The 20,001-nt window shown below is 71.0% G+C and carries 16 protein-coding genes; 6 read left to right on the top strand and 10 right to left on the bottom strand.

Features of this window, described 5'->3' with window-relative positions:
• The first annotated feature begins 25 nt into the window (after window positions 1–25).
• Window positions 26–814, top strand: a complete 789-nt coding sequence (locus tag ASE25_RS13955; protein ID WP_200959116.1) for a sigma-70 family RNA polymerase sigma factor — start codon at window positions 26–28, stop codon at window positions 812–814.
• A 119-nt stretch (window positions 815–933) separates the two neighbouring features.
• Here ASE25_RS13955 and ASE25_RS13950 read toward each other — a convergent pair whose 3' ends face one another.
• Window positions 934–1,689 (bottom strand): GAF and ANTAR domain-containing protein, encoded by a 756-nt coding sequence (locus ASE25_RS13950; protein WP_056774344.1) that lies wholly within the window; start codon window positions 1,687–1,689, stop codon window positions 934–936.
• 238 nt (window positions 1,690–1,927) lie between these two features.
• Here ASE25_RS13950 and ASE25_RS13945 point away from each other — a divergent pair, with 238 nt between their 5' ends.
• Window positions 1,928–2,434: a MarR family winged helix-turn-helix transcriptional regulator gene (locus ASE25_RS13945; protein WP_162260611.1), complete on the top strand. Its 507-nt coding sequence runs from the start codon at window positions 1,928–1,930 to the stop codon at window positions 2,432–2,434.
• Window position 2,435: 1 nt separating this feature from the next.
• On the top strand, window positions 2,436–4,181 hold the full coding sequence (locus ASE25_RS13940) for an MDR family MFS transporter (protein ID WP_056826134.1): 1,746 nt from the start codon (window positions 2,436–2,438) through the stop codon (window positions 4,179–4,181).
• 161 nt (window positions 4,182–4,342) lie between these two features.
• On the opposite strand, the gene ASE25_RS13935 is transcribed toward ASE25_RS13940, so the two are convergent.
• The 7 genes from ASE25_RS13935 to ASE25_RS13905 form a co-directional block, all read right to left on the bottom strand.
• Entirely contained in the window at window positions 4,343–5,542 is a 1,200-nt protein-coding gene (locus tag ASE25_RS13935) for an MFS transporter (protein ID WP_056774354.1), read from the bottom strand.
• 94 nt (window positions 5,543–5,636) lie between these two features.
• The gene (locus ASE25_RS13930; RefSeq protein ID WP_056774356.1) at window positions 5,637–6,374 is read right to left on the bottom strand and encodes an enoyl-CoA hydratase-related protein; all 738 of its coding nucleotides are present in this window, start codon (window positions 6,372–6,374) and stop codon (window positions 5,637–5,639) included.
• Between the two features lie 85 nt (window positions 6,375–6,459).
• The gene (locus tag ASE25_RS13925; protein ID WP_056774358.1) at window positions 6,460–7,536 is read right to left on the bottom strand and encodes an acyl-CoA dehydrogenase family protein; all 1,077 of its coding nucleotides are present in this window, start codon (window positions 7,534–7,536) and stop codon (window positions 6,460–6,462) included.
• On the bottom strand, window positions 7,536–8,681 hold the full coding sequence (locus ASE25_RS13920) for an acyl-CoA dehydrogenase family protein (protein WP_056826132.1): 1,146 nt from the start codon (window positions 8,679–8,681) through the stop codon (window positions 7,536–7,538). Before ASE25_RS13920 ends, ASE25_RS13925 begins: the two co-directional genes overlap by 1 nt.
• A 310-nt stretch (window positions 8,682–8,991) precedes the next feature.
• Window positions 8,992–10,248 (bottom strand): Nramp family divalent metal transporter, encoded by a 1,257-nt coding sequence (locus tag ASE25_RS13915; protein ID WP_235508685.1) that lies wholly within the window; start codon window positions 10,246–10,248, stop codon window positions 8,992–8,994.
• A 93-nt stretch (window positions 10,249–10,341) separates the two neighbouring features.
• On the bottom strand, window positions 10,342–11,805 hold the full coding sequence (locus ASE25_RS13910; protein ID WP_056826128.1) for a hypothetical protein: 1,464 nt from the start codon (window positions 11,803–11,805) through the stop codon (window positions 10,342–10,344).
• Between the two features lie 100 nt (window positions 11,806–11,905).
• Window positions 11,906–12,538, bottom strand: coding sequence for a hypothetical protein (locus ASE25_RS13905; protein ID WP_157623434.1), 633 nt, complete (start codon window positions 12,536–12,538; stop codon window positions 11,906–11,908).
• Between the two features lie 259 nt (window positions 12,539–12,797).
• Between ASE25_RS13905 and ASE25_RS13900 the strand changes: the two genes are divergently transcribed.
• Window positions 12,798–13,157, top strand: a complete 360-nt coding sequence (locus tag ASE25_RS13900) for a TraR/DksA C4-type zinc finger protein (RefSeq protein ID WP_056774367.1) — start codon at window positions 12,798–12,800, stop codon at window positions 13,155–13,157.
• A gap of 77 nt (window positions 13,158–13,234) precedes the next feature.
• On the opposite strand, the gene ASE25_RS13895 is transcribed toward ASE25_RS13900, so the two are convergent.
• Window positions 13,235–17,902 (bottom strand): multicopper oxidase domain-containing protein, encoded by a 4,668-nt coding sequence (locus tag ASE25_RS13895; protein ID WP_235508684.1) that lies wholly within the window; start codon window positions 17,900–17,902, stop codon window positions 13,235–13,237.
• A 338-nt stretch (window positions 17,903–18,240) separates the two neighbouring features.
• On the opposite strand from ASE25_RS13895, the gene ASE25_RS13890 reads away from it, so the two are divergent.
• A complete protein-coding gene (locus tag ASE25_RS13890) occupies window positions 18,241–18,591 on the top strand; it encodes a hypothetical protein (protein ID WP_082619617.1) in 351 nt (116 codons plus the stop codon).
• 24 nt (window positions 18,592–18,615) lie between these two features.
• Here the strand turns inward: ASE25_RS13890 and ASE25_RS13885 are convergent, their stop codons facing one another.
• The gene (locus ASE25_RS13885) at window positions 18,616–19,293 is read right to left on the bottom strand and encodes an NADPH-dependent F420 reductase (RefSeq protein ID WP_056826124.1); all 678 of its coding nucleotides are present in this window, start codon (window positions 19,291–19,293) and stop codon (window positions 18,616–18,618) included.
• Between the two features lie 96 nt (window positions 19,294–19,389).
• Between ASE25_RS13885 and ASE25_RS13880 the strand changes: the two genes are divergently transcribed.
• Window positions 19,390–19,965 (top strand): TetR/AcrR family transcriptional regulator, encoded by a 576-nt coding sequence (locus ASE25_RS13880; protein WP_056774373.1) that lies wholly within the window; start codon window positions 19,390–19,392, stop codon window positions 19,963–19,965.
• The last annotated feature ends 36 nt before the right edge of the window (window positions 19,966–20,001 follow it).

Here is a 20,001-nt window from a genome sequence, read left to right as displayed (position 1 = left end):
GGGGATCCGATCCATCGGAGTTGAAATGACCGACCCATCCGTGGGTCCGCGCAAGGATGCGCGAACCAGAGAGCTCATCAGTACCCTGCGCACCTCGGACTCGTCGTCCGAGCGCGCCACCGCCCTCGAGACCGTGACCGTGCTGCACATGCCGCTCGCCCGCTCTCTCGCCCACCGCTACTCGGGCAAGGGCCTCGATCGAGAGGACCTCGAGCAGGTCGCGTTCCTCGCACTGCTCAAGGCGCTCCAGCGGTTCGACCTGTCCAAGCCGACCGAGTTCGGCGCCTACGCCACGCCCACCATCACCGGTGAGCTGCGCCGTCACTTCCGCGACCACGGCTGGCTCGTCCGCCCGCCGCGCGAGCTGCAGGAGCGACGCCAGCTCGTCACCGACACGAGGTCACGGCTCGAGCAGCGTCTCGGCCACGACCCGGACGCCGGCGAGCTCGCCCACGAGCTCGACATCACACTCGATGCCGTCAAGGAGGCCCAGGTCGCGGCGACCAACCTGCGCCCCGCCTCCCTCGACGCGACGACCGCAGACGGTGGCCGTCCGGTCCTCGACCTGCTCGACGCCCGCGGCGACTCGGGGTCCGACCCGGCCCTCGACGAGGGCATCGTCGTGCGCACCGCTCTCGGGCGGCTCCCCGCCCGGGACCAGAAGCTCGTCGAGCTCCGGTTCGGCGGCGACATGACGCAGGCCGAGATCGCCGAGTCCATGGGGCTCAGCGCGATGCAGGTGAGCCGCCTGCTCCGGCGCACGCTCGACGAGCTGCGCCGCCAGCTGTCCGCGGAGGGCATGGCCTCGGCCTGACCCCCGCCGCTCCGACCGTGGTCCCGACGCCCGTGAGGCGCGTCGGGGCCACTCGTCATCCAGCACAGGGTCGTGCCCGCGTGCGCGCCCACGTCGGGCGCGTCGGGCGCGGCGTCGGGTCAGACCGTCGAGTCCGCCGTGGCACCGCCGGCCGGGCCGGCATGACCGAACTGCGACTCCTGCCCCTCGATGACCTGCGAAGCCACCTGGGCCAGCTTCATGTTGAGCTCCTGCGAGGTGCTGCGCAGCAGCTCGAACGCCTCCTGTCCGCTGATGTGGTGCGCCGCCATGAGCAGACCGACGGCCTTGCCGATCTCGCGGTTGCTCGTCAGCCCCTGTCGGAGGGTCGCCGCCTCCTCGCGCGCCCGGATCGCCATGAGCGCGACCGAGGCGAACGAGGCGATGACCGCGCCGACGTCGGCCGACTTCGAGGTGAGCCCGCCGGGGGTGTCCGAGAAGAGGTTGAGGGCACCGACCTTGTCGCCCTCCAGCAGGAGCCGGTAGCCGATGGCCGACCGGACCGGCGTCTCGGCGACGATGCGCTCGGTGAAGCGCGGCCACGGGGTCTTCGCGTCGGTGAGGTCGGCGTCGTGCTGGTAGGCCTCGGAGACGATGGCGTCGACACAGGGGCCCTCGCCGACCTCGAGCTCGATCTGGTCGATGCGTCGGGCGATGTCGTCGGTGCTCGCCGCCGTGACGTAGCGGTCGCGCGTGCGCACGAGGAGCGACGCCCGGTCACAGCCCTCGACGAGGCGTAGCGCGGAGTCGACGAGCGACTGGTGGATCGAGCCGGCGTCGGCGCCGGCATAGATCAGGGCCGACATCTGTCGGAAGGCGTCGTTGATCGTCGGATCGACGGGAACGTCGCTCGTCATGGCACTCCCTGCACATCTGGCCCGGCTGCTCCGCACACTGCTGGACGGTTCGGGCACGTGAGTCATCCTCGCACCTCCCCGATGGCGCGAGACCACAGACAACCACATGAGCCCCGCACGTGGCGAGACGATCCGATGGCTGGACAAACCTTCGACAGGTGAGTTGACAGCCGAGACGGTTCGGGCAAATACTTGCATGCTGCAAGCAAGTAGTTGACCCAGGGGGCATGTGATGGCCGTGAGCAGGGACGAGGCGAACGACGTCTTCCTCGGGCTCCTCCGCGTCCAGAAGCTGCTCGTCGCGGCCAAGCACACCGCCCCTCGGCTCGAGGACGGCGTGGACGTCACGGCATACCCCGTGCTCTTCGTCGTGGCGGGCCAGGGCACCGTCCGCATCTCCGAGCTCGCGACGACGCTGCACAACGACGTCTCCACCGTGAGCCGCCAGGTCAGCGCACTCGTGGCGAGCGGACTGCTCGAGAAGAGCGCCGACCCCAGCGACGGGCGGGCGTGGGTCGTCTCCCTCACCGACCACGGCCGCGCGGCCCTCGAGCGCATCCAGTCGAGCCGCGCCAAGTGGTTCCAGGGGCTGCTCTCCGAGTGGGACGGCCCTGCCACCGAGGAGTTCGTCGACCGGCTCCGCGAGCTCGGCGACGCGCTCGACAGCAACCTCCGGGCCCGGGGTGCAGCGCCGCCCCCCATGCCCTTCGACTCCACCAGAGCCCAGAAGCAGAAAGAGGACTGACATGTCCGACACCACCGCCGAGCCGCCTCGCGTCGACGCGACCGCGGACGCACCAGCGGGTGCAGGCCCCGACGCGCGACCGGTGCTCTCCCACAAGGAGATCCTGACCATCCTCGTCGGGCTCATGATGGGGATGTTCCTCGCCGCGCTCGACCAGACCATCGTCGCGAGTGCCATGCGCGTCATCGCCGACGACCTCAACGACCTTGCCGGCCAGGCATGGGTCACGACGGCATACCTCATCACCGCGACGATCACGACGCCGCTCTACGGCAAGCTCGGCGACATCTACGGGCGCAAGAAGCTCTTCATCTTCGCGATCACGATCTTCACGATCGGCTCGATGCTCTGCACGCTGTCGTGGTCGATCCCGTCGCTAGCGGCCTTCCGAGCCGTCCAGGGCATCGGCGCCGGCGGCCTCTTCTCGCTCGCCCTCGCCATCATCGGCGACATCGTGCCGCCGCGTGAGCGCGCGAAGTACCAGGGCTACTTCCTCGCCGTCTTCGGCACCTCGAGCGTCCTCGGCCCGGTCATCGGCGGCTTCTTCGCCGGCCAGGAGACGCTCCTCGGCGTCACCGGCTGGCGTTGGGTCTTCCTCGTCAACGTGCCGATCGCCGTCGCCGCGCTCATCGTCGTGACGCGCACGCTGCACCTCCGGCACACGCGTCTCGACCACCGCATCGACTACTGGGGCGCCCTCAGCCTCTCGGTCGCCCTCGTGCCGCTGCTCATCGTGGCCGAGCAGGGACGTGCGTGGGGCTGGGGTTCACCGACCTCCATCACCTGCTACGCCATCGGCCTCGCCGGTCTCGTCGCCTTCTTCCTCTTCGAGCGGTCCATGGGTGAGGAGGCGCTCATCCCGCTGCGCCTCTTCACGAACCGCACCGTCGCGTCGTCGTCGGTCGCCTCGGTCTTCATCGGCATGGGCATGTTCGGCGGCCTCGCCGCGATCCCGCTCTACCTGCAGATCGTCAAGGGCTCGTCGCCGACCCAGGCCGGCCTCCAGCTGCTCCCGATGACCCTCGGGATCATGGCCGGCTCGATCGTCTCCGGTCAGCTCATCTCCCGGACCGGACGCTACCGCCACTTCCCGATCATGGGCGCGGCGATCCTCGTCCTGTCGCTCTTCGCCTTCCACTTCGTCGGCGCGGACACCCCGCTCTGGAAGACGATGATCGTGATGTTCTTCTTCGGTATCGGCCTCGGCTTCAACTTCCAGCCGCTGACCCTCGCCGTGCAGAACGCCGTCGACCGCCGCGACATGGGCGTCGCCACGTCGTCCGCGACCTTCACCCGCCAGATCGGCGGCACGCTCGGCACCGCGGTCTTCCTGTCGATCCTCTTCTCGCAGGCCGGCACGAAGATCTCCGAGGCGTTCGCGGCGATCGCCCCGACCCCGGAGTTCCAGGCGGCCCTGCGCAACCCGACCGGTGGCGACCCGGCTGCCAACAAGGCGTTCATCGAGCAGCTCCAGGCCGCGCAGCAGTCCGGCGGCTCGGGGGCGGGCGTCGGCGGCGCGGCCCTGTCGGACAGCTCGTTCATCAACCAGCTCGACCCGGCGCTCGCCAAGCCGTTCCTCGTCGGCTTCTCCGACGCGATGTCGGTCGTCTTCGTCGTCGCGGCCGGCGTGCTCGTCCTCGCGTTCATCGCCACGCTCTTCCTGCCGAACATCGACCTGGGCCCCAAGCCCGGTCAGGCCGCGCCGGCGAAGGACGAGGACGTCGTGGTGGCCCCCGCCGGCCACTGACCCTCCGGGCACACCCCGCCCCACCGTCGAGAGGCCACGATCTGTGGCCTCGGAGCAGTCGAAAGGCCACTTCTCGTCGGAGAAGTGGCCTTTCGACGTGGTGGCACCGGCGAAACGTGGCCTTTCGACGGTTCAGTCGGGGCGTATGCCGTGGGCTCGGGTCAGCGGAGGTTGTGCAGCTCGCGGCGGGTGAGGAACGCGCGCGTGCCCAGGGCCATGACGAAGGCGAAGGCGCCCGCGATGATCGCGACCCAGTAGCCGTGCTGCGGTCCGACGTGGTCGACGACGATGCCCGACACGGCCGAGCCGGCCGCGATGCCGATGATGAGTCCCGTGAGCACGATCGTCATGCCCTCGTTGAGCTGGGCCTTGGGGACGATCCGCTCGATGAGGTTCATCGTCGTGATGAGGGTCGGAGCGGTGGCCATGCCCGCGACGAGCATGAGACCAGCGAGGACCCAGAGGTTGCCGGCGAAGAGCACCGGGATCTCGAGGACCGCCATCCCGAACGTCCCGGCGATGAGGAGCTTGACGAGGCTGCGGCCGTGCGAGACGTGCCCGAAGACGAGGCCCGCGGAGGCCGACCCCACGGCATACAACGCGAGGATGGCGCCGGCGGCGCTCGGCGCGCCCAGCTCCTGCGAGACGGCGAGCGTCACGACCTCGTTGACGCCGAAGATCGCCCCCGTCATCACCATGATGAAGGCGAGCGGGATGAGGCCCGGCACCGTGTAGGCGTGCTCGGTGGGTCGCTCGTGGTGCGGCACGACCGGCGGCTCCGTGGACCGTGCCGAGATGAAGATCAGCACGCCCACGGTGTAGGCGACGGTGGCGAAGGCGAAGCCCGCCTCGGGGAAGAGCGTCGTCGACAGCCAGATCGCGAGGACCGGTCCGATGACGAAGGTGACCTCCTCCATGACCTGCTCGAACGACATCGCCGCGTGGAGGTTGCGTGGGTCGTCGGCGAAGATGTGCGACCACCGCGCGCGGGCCATCGTGCCGAGGTTGGGGATCGCGCCGCACAGCGGGAACGTGATGAAGAGCAGCCACGAGGGCAGCCCCCGCATCGAGACGAGGAGGGTCATGACGGCCCAGAACCCCGACCAGAGGAAGAAGGGGATGGCGATGCGGCGCTGGCCGTAGCGGTCGACGAGCCGCCCGAGGAAGGGGGCGAAGAGCGCCAGGGAGACCATCCCGACCGCCACCACGGCCCCGGCGAGCGCGTAGGAGCCGGTGCGTGCCGAGACCATCGCGACCACGGACACGGCGAACATCGAGCCTGCCGAGCGGGCGATCAGCCCGCCGGTGATGAAGACGCGTGCCCCCGGTACCTCGAAGAGAGGTCGGTAGGACGCCAGCACAGGTGCTCCTTCGCGGTGGGGGACGGCCAACTTCCCCATCCTTGCACCACGACCCCCGAGGATCCGAAATGCCGGATTCGTGGTGAGCCGTGCCTCACACCCCGTGCTTGCGGCGCAGCGACCACATCTGCGGCGAGCGCTCGAGCTCGACGGCGACGTCCCACGGCATGCCCCCGGGCGCCGTCTCCCGGCGGAAGCTCGCGACCATCCGTCGGGCGAGGGCGGGGTCCCGGGCGACCCGAACGGCTACCGCCATCGCCGCGTCCTGCACGTCGCCGTCGTCGTAGGCCGCCCAGGCGAGTCCCAGCGCGACGGCGCGCTCGCCGTCGACCTCGTCGCCGAAGAGCCCGAGGGCCGCGGCGGCCTCGCGCCCGGCGACCCGGTTGATGAGCGTGAAGTGGCCGCCGCCGGGGTGGATGCCGATCTGGGCGAAGCCGGGGAGCAGCCGGGCCGTGCGCGAGACGATGCGCAGGTCGGTGGCAAGGGCGAGGTTGAGGCCGGCCCCCACTGCCGCCCCGCGCACGGCCGCGACGGTCGGGACCGCGACCCCGCCGATCGTCGTGAACGCGGCGTAGACGGTCTCGAGGTTGCGGTAGGCCTCGTCCTCGACGGGGTCACGGCCCGTGTCGGCGAGAACGCTGCGGACCGCCCCCGCGCAGAAGTGGGCTCCGCCCGTGACGACGACGGCACCGACCTCGTCGTCGGCCTCGGCCGTGCGGGCGGCGTCGATGAGCTCGCGCGACATCTCGACGGAGAGGGCGTTGCGGCGCTCGGGCGCGTCGAGGGTGATGAGCGCGACGCCGTCGGTCACGTCGTAGCGGATCTCGGTCATGCGGCGAATCTCCTTGGCTACCAGCGAGCTCGGTGGTTCAGGGGGTCCAGAGGGGTCCAGAGCGGTCCCGGTGGTTCAGGGTCGTTCAGGGGGCGTGCTGCGTCTTGGCACGGCCGGTCGTGATGAGGGTCCAGAGTCGGTCGTGACCAGCGGACGAGGCGAGCGCCGTGAGGGTCTCGTCCCAGTCCTGGAGGGAGCCGTACTCGCTGCGCCGGGCGAGGATCGGGCGCGTCAGGGTGTGCAGCTCGTGCTCGAGGGTCGTGCCGATGGCCCCGAGCGCCTGGTGCGACCCGCGGACGACGACCGAGGCGGCGTGCCCGACGCACGACTTCGCGACCCCGACCGCGAAGAGCATCCCGGGGTCGGTCCAGTCGGACGCGGCGGCCCGGGCGACGGCGGCATCGGTGGCGGCACGGGCCAGGGCCGTCTCGCAGGCGATGTCGGACACGAGGTGCTGCACCGCCTGGAATCGCCCGATCGGCCGCCCGAACTGCTCGCGCTCGCGCACGTGCGCGAGGACGACGTCGACGACGCGTTCCATGGCGCCGACGACCTGGGCCGAGCGGGCCAGCGCCCCACGCAGGTGGAACTGCTCGCCGATCGCGTGGTCGACGACGATGCCCGCCTCGAGGTCGTCGAGGTCGAACTCGACGGTGTCGCTGGGCTCCCCGGCGAGGTTGCGGCGCTCCTCCACGCCGACCCGGTCGATCGGCACGTCGGCGACCCGCCACTGGTCGCGGTCCTCCCAGAGGGCCACGACGCTGCTCGCGTCGCGCGCCCACGTGACGTTGAGGGCGACCCCGGACGGGTCGGGACGGCATACGGTCCGGAGGCCTCCGTCGTTGGGCAGCCCGGCCGCCTCGAGCAGCCAGCCACCGAGCACGTCGTGCTCTGCGAGCGGCACGGGCGCGGCCGCCGCGGCGGCGAGCCCGAGCAGCGCTGCGGCGTCGACCCAGCCTCCCCCGCTGCCGCCGGCGGACTCCGAGCCGGTGAGCCGCGTCAGTCCGAGGTCCTCGAGGCGCTGCCACAGGCCGCGGTCGAGGTCGACGACGGCGGTGGGCGTGGCGCGGGTGGCGCGGTAGTCGGCGAAGAGGTCGGTGAGGACCGCGACGAGGTCGGGGTCCGGCGTCGTGGGCGCGGCGAGGTCGCGGGGGTCGGCCATCAGCGCATCCCCAGGCCGCGGGCGATGACGCCGCGGAGGATCTCGTTGGTGCCGCCGCGCAGCGTGAAGCCGGGACGCTGGAGGATCGCCGCGTGCAGGAGGGTGTCGAGCTCCTCGTCGAGGGCCCACCCGGTGGCGGTCAGCGTGTCGACGTAGTCGGCGATGTCGCCCTCGCCCGTCGTCCCGAGCACCTTGACGACCGCGGCGGCCGTGTCGGCGTCCTCGGCGTTCTCGAGCGCCGTCGAGACGGCGAACGACATGTGGTGCAGGGCGGCGACCCGCGCGACGTGGCGACCGAGGCCCGGGTCGGTGGGCAGGCGGCCGTCGTCCATCGCCTGCGCGGCGGCGGCGAGGAGCTGGAAGGTGGACAGGACCCGCTCGGGCCCGCTGCGCTCGTGGGCGAGCTCGGACGTCACCTGCGACCAGCCCTCCCCCACCTCGCCGAGCACGCGGTCGTCGGGGATGAGGACGCCGTCGAGGTGCACCTCGTTGAAGTGGTGGTCGCCGCCCATCGAGATGATCGGGCGGATCGTGACACCGGGCGCCCGGAGGTCGACGATGAACTGGCTCAGCCCCGCGTGGCGGTGCGCCGGGTCGAGCGGCGCGGACCGGGCGAGCGCGAAGAAGGCGTCGGCCTCGTGGGCGCCGGAGGTCCACACCTTGGTGCCGGTGAGCCGCCAGCCGCCGTCGACCCGCTCGGCGCGGGTGCGGACACTGGCGAGGTCGGAGCCCGAGTCCGGCTCGCTCATCCCGATGCCGAAGACGACCTCGCCGCGGCTGATCCCGGGCAGGTACGCCTCCTTCTGCTCCTCGGTGCCGTAGCGCAGCAGCGACGGTCCGATCTGCCGCTCGGCGATCCAGTGCGCCGCGACGGGGGCCCCGACGACGAGCAGCTCCTCGGTGACGACGAAGCGCTCGAGAAAGGTGCGGCCCTGCCCGCCGTACTGCTGCGGGATGACCATCCCCAGCCAGCCGCGCCGGCCGAGCTCGCGGGTGAAGTCACGGTCCCAGCGGGTGAGCCACGTGTCGACGTGGGGCACGAACGCGCCGGCCGCGACCTGCTCGGCGAGGAAGGCGCGCACCTCGAGACGCAGCTCGGTCAGGGCGGGCAGCTCCCGCGCACCCGGAGGGACGAGACGGGCCATGCTCACCTTCCTCACGCGACGTCGCAGCGGTTCGTGCGCCACTCTCCCACACGGTCCCTCGCGAGACCCGAGGCCGTATGCCGTCCCGCCGGGTGCCGTCCGCCACACCCGGTCCGCATGGTGCCGAGCGCTCCCTCGACTGAGCGCGCAACCCCACCCCAATGGCCGCCCAACCAAACTCGAGTGAGCGCCCAACCACACTCGAGTGAGCGCTCAACCCCACCCTGGCGGCGCAGGGCGTTGACTCGACTGTGACGGGGCGTTCACTCGACTGTGACGGGGCGCTCACTCGACGGGGCGTGGGCGTGGGTCAGAAGGCGGTGGCGACGAGGTAGGCGCAGAGACCGACGATGACGGCGGTGATGACCACGGCGACGGCCGTGGTCAGGCGGTGGTTGACGAGCACGCCCATGATCCTGCGGTCGCGGGTGAAGAGCAGGAGCGGCACGAGGGTGCCGGGCAGGGCGAACGACAGGACGACCTGGCTCCACACGAGCGCGTTGGTCGGCTCGACACCCAGGCCGAGGATGACGAGCGTGGGCACGACGGCGAGCATCCGGCGCAGCAGCGGCGCGATGGGCCGGCGGCCGAAGCCCTGCATGACGACGTCACCCGTCTGGACGCCGACGAGGGTCGAGGCGAGCCCCGACGCGAGGAGGGCGACCGCCAGCATCGTCGCGGCGATCTGCCCCGCGTTGGCCGACAGGGCGGCATACGCCGTCTCGATGCTCGCGCCGGCCGTGGAGGGCAGGGCTGCTGCGAACACGACGAGGCTGATGTTGGCGGCACCGGCGATCGTCATGGCGATGACGACGCTGCGCACCGTGCGACGGCCGCTGCGCAAACGCTCGGCGTGGCTCGCCTCGCTGCCGTCGTCATGACCCCGCGACGCGGCCGAGTGGAAGTGCAGGGCGTGCGGCATCACCGTCGCGCCGACGATGCCGACCGCGAGCAGCGCCGCCGACGAGTCGAGCGGTCCGGGCACGACCGAGCGCAGCAGCGCGACCCGGTCGACGTCGGCGACGAGCACCTGCCACAGCAGCGAGCCGATGATGACGACGAGCAGGACGAGCACGACCGAGTCGAAGTGGCTGCGCCCCCGGACCTTGAGGGCGAGGACGACGAGGCTGAAGAGGGCCACACAGACGGCCCCGGCCATGAGGGGCATGCCGAAGAGGAGCTTGAGCGCGATGGCCCCGCCGACGACCTCGGCGAGGTCGGTCATGATGACGACGAGCTCGGCCTGGGCCCAGAGGAGCAGCCGGCCGACGCCCGGGAAGCGTTCGGAGCTGTGCTCGGCGAGGCTCTTGCCGGACGCCATGCCGAGCTTGGCCGCGAGGTACTGGATGACCATGGCCGAGCAGCTCGCGAAGACGACGACCCACACGAGCGTGTAGCCGTGCTCGGCCCCGGACGTGATGTTGACGCCGAAGTTGCCGGGGTCGACATAGGCGATGGCGGCCAGCAGCGCCGGGACGAGGGTGCGGGGCGCGCCGATGGTGCCGCCGAGCCCACGCTCGGGCGACCGGTCGTCCACGCGTGGCTGCTGCGCCACTCGCTCACCCATGGGACACAGCATCGAGCCTCCGGGGCGCGTGCGCCAACTCCCCCGGCGTCGGTGCGACGAAGGCCTCACCCCGACCGGCCCCCCTCCAGGAGCTCAGCGGGCCGACGCGACCCCCAGGAGGGCGGCGATCCCGAGGGCGCTGCGCGGGTCGTAGGCGGCCGTCCACAGGCCTCCGTGCGCGGCACCATACGCCTCGTCCTGCCAGGCCGTCGGCTGCGCGGGCGAGCCGGTGCGCAGGTCGTGGACGAGGAGCGCGGCCATGAGCGTGTTGGCCGTGCCGGGCTCGAACACCTCGATGCCGAAGCGGTGCGCGCCGGCGTAGGCGGCGGCGAGCGCCCGGTTCTTGACGACCGAGCGGGTGCGCGTGGGCGGGGCCACCTTGAACGACACGAGACCGCCGTCGGCGCGGTATGCCGTCGCCCGCCACCGCTGGAGGCGCTTGGCGAGCAGGTAGTTCGGTCCCTGCTGGAGCACGACGCTGTCGTTGATGCCGGGGTCCTGGCCGGGCACGTAGTTGCGGCGCAGGAGCCGGCCGCCACTCACGGTGCGCAGCGGCGCCCGCATGACCTTGGAGGTGCGCCGGTGGGCGTAGCTGTCGACGGAGCGCTCGACCGCGGCCCCGGGGACGGCGAAGACGTCGGTCGGGGTCGCGAGGAAGGCGAGAGCGACGTCGTCGCGGCCCTTGGCCTCGACGACCGCGCGGGTCAGAGAGTCGACGGCCATCGAGACACGGACGTTGGTCTCGCCGTCGGCATAGACGTAGTTGCCGATGGCGATCGGTCCGTCGATGGCCGCGACCCATCGGGTGACGGCGCCGAGGTCGTGGACGAGATCGCCGCCGGCGCGTGCTGCCAGTGGCTCGCCCCCGGGGCGGACCGGCACGGTGATGGATCCAGCGAGTCGGCGCGTGTCTCCGATCAGCTTGTCCCACAGGTCCTTTCGCGGCAGATCGACGGCGGCGACGTCGGCGCCCCAGCGCAGCAGCGAGCGCAGTGGGCCCATCTCGGCGGCGGCACCGAGCACCACGACCGTGCGGTCGGAGAGGTCGAGCCAGTCGGGGTTGTCGATGACGAGGCCGACGGCCTCGGCGCATGTGGGCTCGACGGTCCCCGCCTCGACCCACAGCTCGAGCCGTCGACGCAGGGCGTCCCCCGAGAGTCGCTCACCGGCATACGGCACCGAGAGCGTGCGGTCGGGCGCGCCCTCGCCACGCACGGTCTCGGAGCCGAGCGCGGGCACGCTCTCGTCGGCGGCGACGGCCACCTCGAGCGGTCGGTCGCCGTCGTCGGTCGCCCAGCGCATGCGGGCGTGCAGGGAGTCGAGCCCGCTCGTGGGGATGGCCTGCGCCGCGCCCGGGACCGCGACCCCGGCCTCGACGAGGCGCCGGAAGTGCGGGAGGTAGCCCTGGCGCCAGTTCGTCTCGCGTTCGGCGGAGGCGGCGCCGACCGGGTCGACCCCCCGCAGGGCGTCGGCGACCACGGCACGTCCGGTGGCAGTCGTGCTGCGGCGTCCGGACGTCGGGTCGAGTGGGAAGACCACTCCTCTGGGGTCGCTCATGGCTCCATCCTGCCGGGTGGGCAGCTCGATTCGTCGCGGCCGGCTGGTCGGCGGGCGCTTGGTCGGCCTGCCCGGCCGCCCGGCCGTCCTCCGCGGTCGCTCAGCCATGGCGGAGCCGTCGGTCGACGACGAGGTAGGACACGCTGGCCGTGGCCAGGTTGCCGGCGCGGTCCCGCACGAAGCACGTGACGGTGTGGCGTCCGAGCCGACGGGTGTTCGGCGCGCGGCCACCGTTGCAGCTCTGGCGGTCGACGCCCGAGAGTGCGTCGGTCGCCCGTGGCACGGCGACGACGACCCCGTGCCGGGGCACGACCGCTGGGATGGCGACCGGGTCGAGCGTCGGCGGCGTGCCGTCGTAGCGGTAGGAGAAGCCGACGTAGGGCGCCGCCCGGCCCGCACCGTCGACACACGTGCCGTAGACGGTACGAGGCACTCCCGAGTCGACGGCGACGACGGATCCGCCCTGGCACGAGGCGATCCCGCCGCCGAGGTCCTGCGTCACCCAGTGGTAGCGAGCCGGGGCGGCATACCAGCCGTCAGCGTTCGGGCCACCCTCGATACGGATCCCGCTCGGCGGCGTCGTGATCACCACCGACGATGCCGCGACGGCGCCGTGGCCGCTGCGCGGCGCGCCCTGCACCCCGGTGAGACCGAGTCCTCCCCACGCGAGAGCCGCCAGCCCGGCGACCCAGGCGATGCCGTGGACCGCGTCGCGCACTCGTCCGTCCGTCACGACCGGCTCCCTCGCCCGGGGTGCCCCGTCGACACCCGTCACAGGTCGGAAGGCCGTGAGCCACCGCTGATACGACGCACAGCAGATCGGTGCCCACGTCGCGGGACGGGTCGCCCACGCCGTGACATCGGGGACACGGGCTCGCGGCGTCGTAGTCGTCCGGGCGAGGCGCCCGGATCGTCGGTCGGTCCGGCGCCGGGGATGGTGCCGTGGACCACTCGATCAGGCCGGCCCGGCCGAACGGGAGGACGATGGGGACATGAGCACCAAGACGGCCGCACACGCGGCGGAGCTGACGGCGGACCGGGCCACCGAGGTCGAGCGCATCACCGGGCTGCGCCGGGAGTTCACCGAGGTCGTCGAGGCGTCGGCGGCCAACATCGCCGACGACGAGCACGACCCCGAGGGCTCGACCATCGCCTACGAGCGCACCCAGATCGGCGCCCTCATCGAGCAGGCGGAGCGGCACCTCGTCGAGATCGACGCCGCGCTGCAGCGGATCACCGACGGCGGCTACGGCCGGTGCGAGGTCTGCGGCGAGGCGATCCCCGACGAGCGGCTACGGGCCCGACCCACGGCCCGGACCTGCATGAGCCACGCGGGGACCGCCCTGCGCTGACCGACCGTGCGGCAGCGGGCAGCAGTGAGGGCCCGTCGCCACGAGCCCCCACTGCTGGTCGAGCGTCTAGAGCCGCGTCACGGTGCTGCTGCCACCGGCCGCACCGCCGAGTCGACGACTCCGACGACGTTCACTGCGCGGACCCGGAAGGACCAGGCCTGCCGGGCGATGTTGCCCGTCGTGAAGGTCGTCGAGCCCGCCGCCAGCGCTCCGGACTGCCCGGAGACCGTCGCGAAGCTGTTCGCGCTCCACTGGACGACGTAGCTCGTCTCGTTGGCGACGTCACCCCACGTCAGCGTCACCCGCTCGTTGTTGCCGGACCGGACCGCGGTCGCCGTGGCGATCGTGGGCTGTCCCGGGAGCAGCACCGCCGCCGTGGAAGTGTTGCTCGGCGTCGACTGCCCGGCGACGTTGACCGCGCTGACCCGGTAGGCGTACGTGCTGCCGACCGAGACGGCGCCGTCGACGTAGGTCGCCGTTCCGGTGTTGGCACGCGCAGGTGGGGTCGCGAGCCGGGCGAACGCGCCGCCGTTGACCGAGCGCTCGACGAGGAAGCCGGACTCGTTCGTGGCGTTGTCACGCCACGAGAGGCTGACCTGCGGACCTGCCGCCAGGGTCGCGGTGAGGGTCGTCGGAGCCGCCGGCGCATTGACACCCAGGGTGGCCGAGGTCGAGCTCGCCGTCATCGTCGGGAACCCCTGCCCGTAGCCGACCGTGTTCTGGGCGACCACCCGGTAGAGGTAGGCCGTGCTCGGGTTCGACGTGGAGTCGGTGAGCGTCCGCGACTGGTGGACGTTGGTGTCCGTGAGCGGCACGTTCACCGTTCCCACATCCACCCACGACGTCCCGTCGGTGGACCGCTGGACCACGAACGCCGTCTCGGTGATCGAGTTGTCGCCCCACGTCAGGGTGATGTGGCGGTTGTTGCCGTTGCCCGTCACCACTGCTCCCCCGGTCGCCGGCCAGTTCGCCGTGTGTGGTGGCAGGGCCAGGGACTCGGGACGCATCATGTCCATCTCCTCGTGACTGAGGATGTGGCAGTGGATGACGTACTCCCAGCCCATGTTGACGAGTGAGTTGACGATGGCACCCGTCGGGTTCCCTTGCGGGTCGATGTTGTTGAACCCGGACTGTGATCCGAGGGGCATCATCGGGTTGAGGGCGCGGATCGCGTTCGGCACCTCGAAGGGCACCTGGGGGACCACAGGCCGCAGGGCGACGATGGTGTCCTCGAGCGGGCTCATCCGCACGGTGTCCTTCCAGCCGAGCTCGTTCGCGTCCGGTGGGATGACGATGTTGTCCCACGTGATCCGGTTGAGCACCTGGACGTCGTAGAGGTGGAAGTGGATCGGGTGCGTGTCCACGCCGTTGTGGGTGAAGCGCCAGATCTGCGTCCCGTCCTTGGCGTCGGTGATCGGGGTGACCGCGACGTCCGCTGCCGGCAGGTTGGTGCCGTCGATGAGCTCGGTCGCCGGGTTGATGTACGGGTACAGCGTGACGTTCTGCGCTCCCGGTGCCGGAGGTTGCGCCTCCACACCGAGGTTGGCCTGCATGCGCCCGTAGTCGTCGAACGTCGAGGAGTTCATCTCGTCGTGGATCGCCTTCGGTTCGAGCCCCATCGTCATCTTCGCGGTGGGAGCCGCAAGGGTGTTGAAGCCGAAGGTGCCGGTGTCGTTGACGCGCACGAGGCCGTCGCACCTGGTGACGTTTCCCGTATTGACGTTGCAGTTGCTGCTGGCAGCAAAGCTCGTCCCATAGGCCGAGTTGTAGGCGGCTTGGCCGACGATCGCCGGGTGCTGGCCGGACTCGAAGACCCCGGATCCGTTCGGCTGGTGCTTGAAGGCGGCGGCGAGCGCCGTCACGTTGAAGGCCGGCGCCGGGGTGGCGGCCGCGATCTTCACCTGCATGACGGTGCGGGTGTTGGGCCCGTAGCCCGGCATGACGGTCGGAGCCCCGGTCGGACTGAGGTCCGGGCCGCCCGTGTAGTAGTCGTACGACGGCACACGTGCCGGGAAGGCAGCGGGTGCGTCGTTGTAGAGGATCAGCGTCTTGCCCGCGAACTTCGAGAAGTCGACGACGACGTCGGCACGCTCCGCCGGAGCGAGCAGCATCGAGTGCTTGTCGACGTTGCCGAAGTCGAAGCGGGTCGGGTCGGTGATCCAGGTCGTCGGCTGCTGGCCGTCGATCACCGCGGGCGCAGGCAGGAAGCCGCCCTCGCTCGCGATCTGCACCCAGTCTGGGCCGGCGGCGTCGTTGTGGGCGTCGGCCGGTGTCGGTGACACCGTCGGGTCGGTCTGCGCGGCAGCCAGCTCGGTCGGGTTCAGCTTGACCTCGCTCTGGCCGTTGCCGTTCGCCGGGTCGGGGTCGGCCGTGTACCACTGGAAGTTGAAGAACCGGTCGTTCGCGGCGTTGAGCAGCCGCATCCGGTACGTCTTCGGCTGCAGGGTCATGGTCGGGTAGGCGACACCGTTGACGATCGGGGTGTCGTTGAACTGCTCCATGCCGGCCGACACGTTGGGCGTGCCGGGGATCTGCTCCGGCTCGCAGAACGGGTCGGTCTGGTACTGCCACGTCGACGGGTCGTCGAGGTTGCAGCTCGGGTCGTAGTACGGGTTCGCGATCGGTCCGTACGTCGTGCCCGTGGCCGGTGGCCAGAACCACGGTCCGTACATCCACCGTCCGTAGGCGCTCAGCCCACCGGGGTCACCCGGGTTCTGCGCCGGCATGTAGACGTGGTGGTACCAGAAGCTGCCCTTGGTGCCCCATCGCTTCGCGTCCCACGTCGGATCCTGGCCGTATGCCGTGACCTTGCTGTTGGCGTCGACGGTGTCCTTGAGCTGGGCGTCGCCGGGCACGAAGGTCCGGTCCTGGACGATGAGCGGCAAGGTGTCGGCGGCGGTCGGGATCAGGCCCGCGTTCACGAGCGCCTTCTCGGTGTTGTCGGTGATGGTGTAGCCGGCGGCCTCACCGGCATACACGTTGAGACGCGTGATGCCCCACGAGTGGTCGTGGTAGAACATCAGCCGCGCGCTCTGCTGGTTGGTGTAGTAGAACGTCGAGCAGCCATCGTCCTTCGCGGCACAGACTGCGGGAGAGCTGGGGTTGGCCGGGTCCGACAGCATGTCGGGGACGTTCTGCACGCTGACGCCCTGCGGCCACGACGTGCTCTCCCCGGCGGGCGTGATCCACTGGTGCGGCGTCCCGTCGCTGATCCACGGGGTCGTGCCGCCGTGCAGGTGCAGGGTGGCGCGGTTGTCCTTGAAGCAGTCGACGGCCTTCGGCTCCTGGGTGCACGTGGGGTTGCGCACGGCGTCGGTCACGGCGCCGCTGTCGACGGGTGCGGGCATGGCCATCGGGCCCATGCCGGAGCCCATCATCGTGCTGTCGGTGGGCAGGAAGAGATCACCGTCGGCGCCCTTGGGCAGCAGGTTGCGGAAGACGATGCGCACGGGACGGTCCTTCGTCGCCGCGATGATCGGGCCGAGCCATTGCGGGGCGGTCACCCCGGTGTAGCCGGAGATGGCCTGCTGGTCACCGTTCTGCAGCTCGTTGAAGAGGGGGACCTGCCGGCCCGGGACTGCGGTCGTCGAGAGCTGGACGTAGCCGCGGACGAGGGTTGCCGGAAGGTCGGACGAGAACTTCGTGCGGTACTGCACGAGACCAATGACGTACTCGTCGGCGACCTTGCCGTTGTAGGTCTTCGCCTCGGGGACCGCCAACGGGATGAACTTGTTGTCGGGCCCCATGGCTGCGTCCGTCCCCTGCACCTGGGCGATGGCGGGACAGCCGGATCCGTCGGCCTTGGGGTCGCACGTGACCGGCAGAGCGTCCTGGAACTTCTTCATGCCCGCCGTGAGGTAGCCGCTGCCGGCATTGGTGACGGTGACCGAGTCGAGCGATCCGACGTCAGTCGTCACGGCGCCGGTGGCACCCGTTCCGCCTCCGGTCGGGTCCGTGACAGCCACCGTGGCCGCGGTGTACCCCGAGCCCGGGACGTCGACAGCGAGTCCGACGAGCTCGAGCGTCGCGGTCGCCGCGGCTGGGGTCGACCCACTGATCGGGTCGGAGAGCGTCCCGTCGAGGATCCTGACGGCCGGTAAGGTCGTGTAGCCCGAGCCGGGGTCGTCCACCGTGACCTTCTGGACCACGCCGCCGACGAGGTCGGCCTGCTCGACGTGACCGGTGGCACGCGTGCCGTTCGGGTCGTCCGGGAGGTCGATGAGGACGGTGGGCATGGTGTAGCCCGCGCCGCCGTCCGTCAGGGCCACGGCGTCGACGCCACCGGAAGGCGTCACGCTGGCGCCCGTCCCGTCGCCTGCCACGGTGGCGACGAAGCCGGAGTAGCCCGCGCCCGCGGCGGTGACCGACGCGGAGACGACCGCGCCGGTCGCCTTGACCGTCGCGGTCGCCGTCGCCTGCGTCCCGCCGGCGACGGTCGGCGCGTTGATGGTGACGGTGGGCGAGGTGTAGTCGTGCCCCGGAGCTGTCAGGTTGATCGCACCGATGCTGCCGTCAGGTCCCACCTGCGCCACGGCGGTCGCGCCTGCTCCGGTGCCGGCGTCAGTGATGCTGACCGTCGCCGTCGGCAACGTCAGGGGGCTGTTGGCCCAGTTCGGCCAGGGCCCGAAGTAGTGGGGAACCTTCGACGCGTCCGTGGCTCCCGTCGGTGGCGACGCTGCCGCGACCGTGGCCGGCACCACCCCCGCCTGCAGGCCCAACGCGAGCACCGTCGCGGCACTGGCCACGATCGCCGACAACCATCTTCTCGGACTGCTACCTGGCATCTTCCCCACCTGCCCCGTGACCTACTTCGCATGTCCAGCGAATTCACAAAGGTTAGACAGGAATGGGGGTCAGAACGTCCACTTTCTCTTGCATTGAAAATGCGAAGCCTTTTGCGCCACAAGCGATTCCGGAAATGGATTTCGCCTGTCCGCATTCATGCACAATCGTGCTCAGGTTCGGCAAAACGGGACACTTGCCAAGCCCAGAGAGGGACGAAGCTCGCATACGACGAGGACGTGTGACGAAGCCCTCTTCGCCTTTTGCCGCGGCCGCCCACACAGCGATCTACCGTCGAGTCATGAGAAGGAAAGGATGGACCTTCCTCTCGAACCACGGACACGTTCTGGTCTGCCTGGCGGACGACCCGGACATGTTGCTCAAGGACGTTGCCTCCAACATCGGGATCACCGAGCGGGCAGTCCAACAGATCGTGGCCGACCTCGAGGGGGCCCGCGTGATCACTCGGCACCGCGAGGGGCGGCGCAACCGCTACGTGGTCCGTCGCGAGGTGCGCTTCCGCCACCCCCTGGAGGCAGGACTGCGCGTCGGCGACTTCATCGACCTCGCCCGGCGCCGCCCCCGACTGCGGATGACGGACGCACCCCCGCACCTCACCCCCGCGCGGGAGCGCGAGCGCGACGTGCAGTGACGCCGTCGCGGGCGTCCACCTCGGTCAGCGGACGATCCGGAAGTTGAACATCGGCGTGCCGAGGGCGCCCATCAGACGCAGCCAGACCGGCAGCAGCATCTCCGTGCCGCGGGCGGTCGTGATGTCGCCGAGGTCGATGACGTCCTCGTGACCGAACTCGACGAGCAGGGCCGTGACGGCGGCCTTGGCCCCGGCGTCGTCGCCGGACACGAAGACGCTGCTGCGCTCGGGCAGGCCGGCCGGGCGCACCATGAGCTCTGCGGTCAGCGTGTTGAGCGCCTTGACGACCCTGGCGTCGGGGAAGGCACGCTGGATCTGCTCGCCGAGCGAGTCGGAGTCCTTGACGAAGAGGGTGGGCGGCATCCCTGCCGAGAAGTCGAGCGGGTTGGCGATGTCGAGCAGCACCTTGCCGGCGAGAGCGTCGGCACCGGCGAGGCCGAGCACCGCGAGCGAGGCGTCGCCGCTCGTCGCGTTGACGACGACCTCGGCCGAGGCTGCGGCCTCCGCGAAGGTCGCGAGCGAGATGCCCGGGTATGCCGTCGCCCACGTCGCGAAGGCGGCGTTGCCCATCTGGTCGGGCTCGGTGCGCGCGAGCGTGCTCGCCGGGTCACGCGTGCCGATGGTGACCGCGTGGCCGAGCTCGTCGAGACGGGACGCGATGGTGCGACCGACGGAGCCGGTGCCGAGAACTGCGTAACGCATGGGAGGTCCTTGGGTGGCGAAACAGAATAGACAGATCTGTCTACTTACCGGGACGCTAGCAGACAGATCTGTCTACTCGCAAGGTATGATGGCCCCATGGCACGGACAGCGAGCGCGGCTCGGCAGCGCATTCTCGACACGGCCTTCGCGCTCTTCTACGCCCACGGCATCCGCGCGGTCGGGGTCGACCGGATCATCGCCGAGTCCGGGGTCGCCAAACAGACCTTCTACAACCACTTCCCGGCCAAGGACGACCTCGTCCTCGCCTACCTCGACGTCGTCGACACGACCTGGTCGGGGCAGCTGCACGCTGCTGCCGAGGCGGCCGGCCCGGCGCCCGCCGACCAGCTCGTCGGGCTCTTCGACGCTCTCGACACGGCCTGCCGTCGCGACGGCTACCGCGGGTGCGCCTTCATCAACGCCGCGGCCGAGAACGAGCCGGGCACGGCGATCCACGCCCGGACGCTCGCCCACAAGGACTCGGTGCGCGGCTGGGTGCGTGGGCTCGCGGTCGACGCGGGAGCACCCGACCCCGACGGCCTGGCGCGCACCCTCACCCTGCTCCTCGACGGCGGACTCGCGAGCGGCTCGCTCGATGCGCTGCCGGACGCACCCCGCGCCGCCAAGGCCGCGGCCGAGGCGCTCGTCAGCGGGGCGACCGCCTCGCACTGAGCGACCTCGAACCGGTCCGCCTCAGCGACGCCGGTC

Origin of the sequence: Terrabacter sp. Root85 (genome assembly GCF_001429185.1) — a bacterium.
Taxonomy (GTDB): Bacteria; Actinomycetota; Actinomycetes; order Actinomycetales; family Dermatophilaceae; genus Terrabacter.
This window is presented reverse-complemented; position numbering and strand designations above follow the sequence as displayed.

Coding starts and splice junctions, on each gene's coding strand:
- ASE25_RS13955 (WP_200959116.1), top strand. CDS start 26: ATGACCGACCCATCCGTGGGTCCGCGCAAGGATGCGCGAACCAGAGAG.
- ASE25_RS13950 (WP_056774344.1), bottom strand. CDS start 1,689: ATGACGAGCGACGTTCCCGTCGATCCGACGATCAACGACGCCTTCCGA.
- ASE25_RS13940 (WP_056826134.1), top strand. CDS start 2,436: ATGTCCGACACCACCGCCGAGCCGCCTCGCGTCGACGCGACCGCGGAC.
- ASE25_RS13930 (WP_056774356.1), bottom strand. CDS start 6,374: ATGACCGAGATCCGCTACGACGTGACCGACGGCGTCGCGCTCATCACC.
- ASE25_RS13925 (WP_056774358.1), bottom strand. CDS start 7,536: ATGGCCGACCCCCGCGACCTCGCCGCGCCCACGACGCCGGACCCCGAC.
- ASE25_RS13920 (WP_056826132.1), bottom strand. CDS start 8,681: ATGGCCCGTCTCGTCCCTCCGGGTGCGCGGGAGCTGCCCGCCCTGACC.
- ASE25_RS13915 (WP_235508685.1), bottom strand. CDS start 10,248: ATGGGTGAGCGAGTGGCGCAGCAGCCACGCGTGGACGACCGGTCGCCC.
- ASE25_RS13910 (WP_056826128.1), bottom strand. CDS start 11,805: ATGAGCGACCCCAGAGGAGTGGTCTTCCCACTCGACCCGACGTCCGGA.
- ASE25_RS13900 (WP_056774367.1), top strand. CDS start 12,798: ATGAGCACCAAGACGGCCGCACACGCGGCGGAGCTGACGGCGGACCGG.
- ASE25_RS13890 (WP_082619617.1), top strand. CDS start 18,241: ATGAGAAGGAAAGGATGGACCTTCCTCTCGAACCACGGACACGTTCTG.
- ASE25_RS13885 (WP_056826124.1), bottom strand. CDS start 19,293: ATGCGTTACGCAGTTCTCGGCACCGGCTCCGTCGGTCGCACCATCGCG.
- ASE25_RS13880 (WP_056774373.1), top strand. CDS start 19,390: ATGGCACGGACAGCGAGCGCGGCTCGGCAGCGCATTCTCGACACGGCC.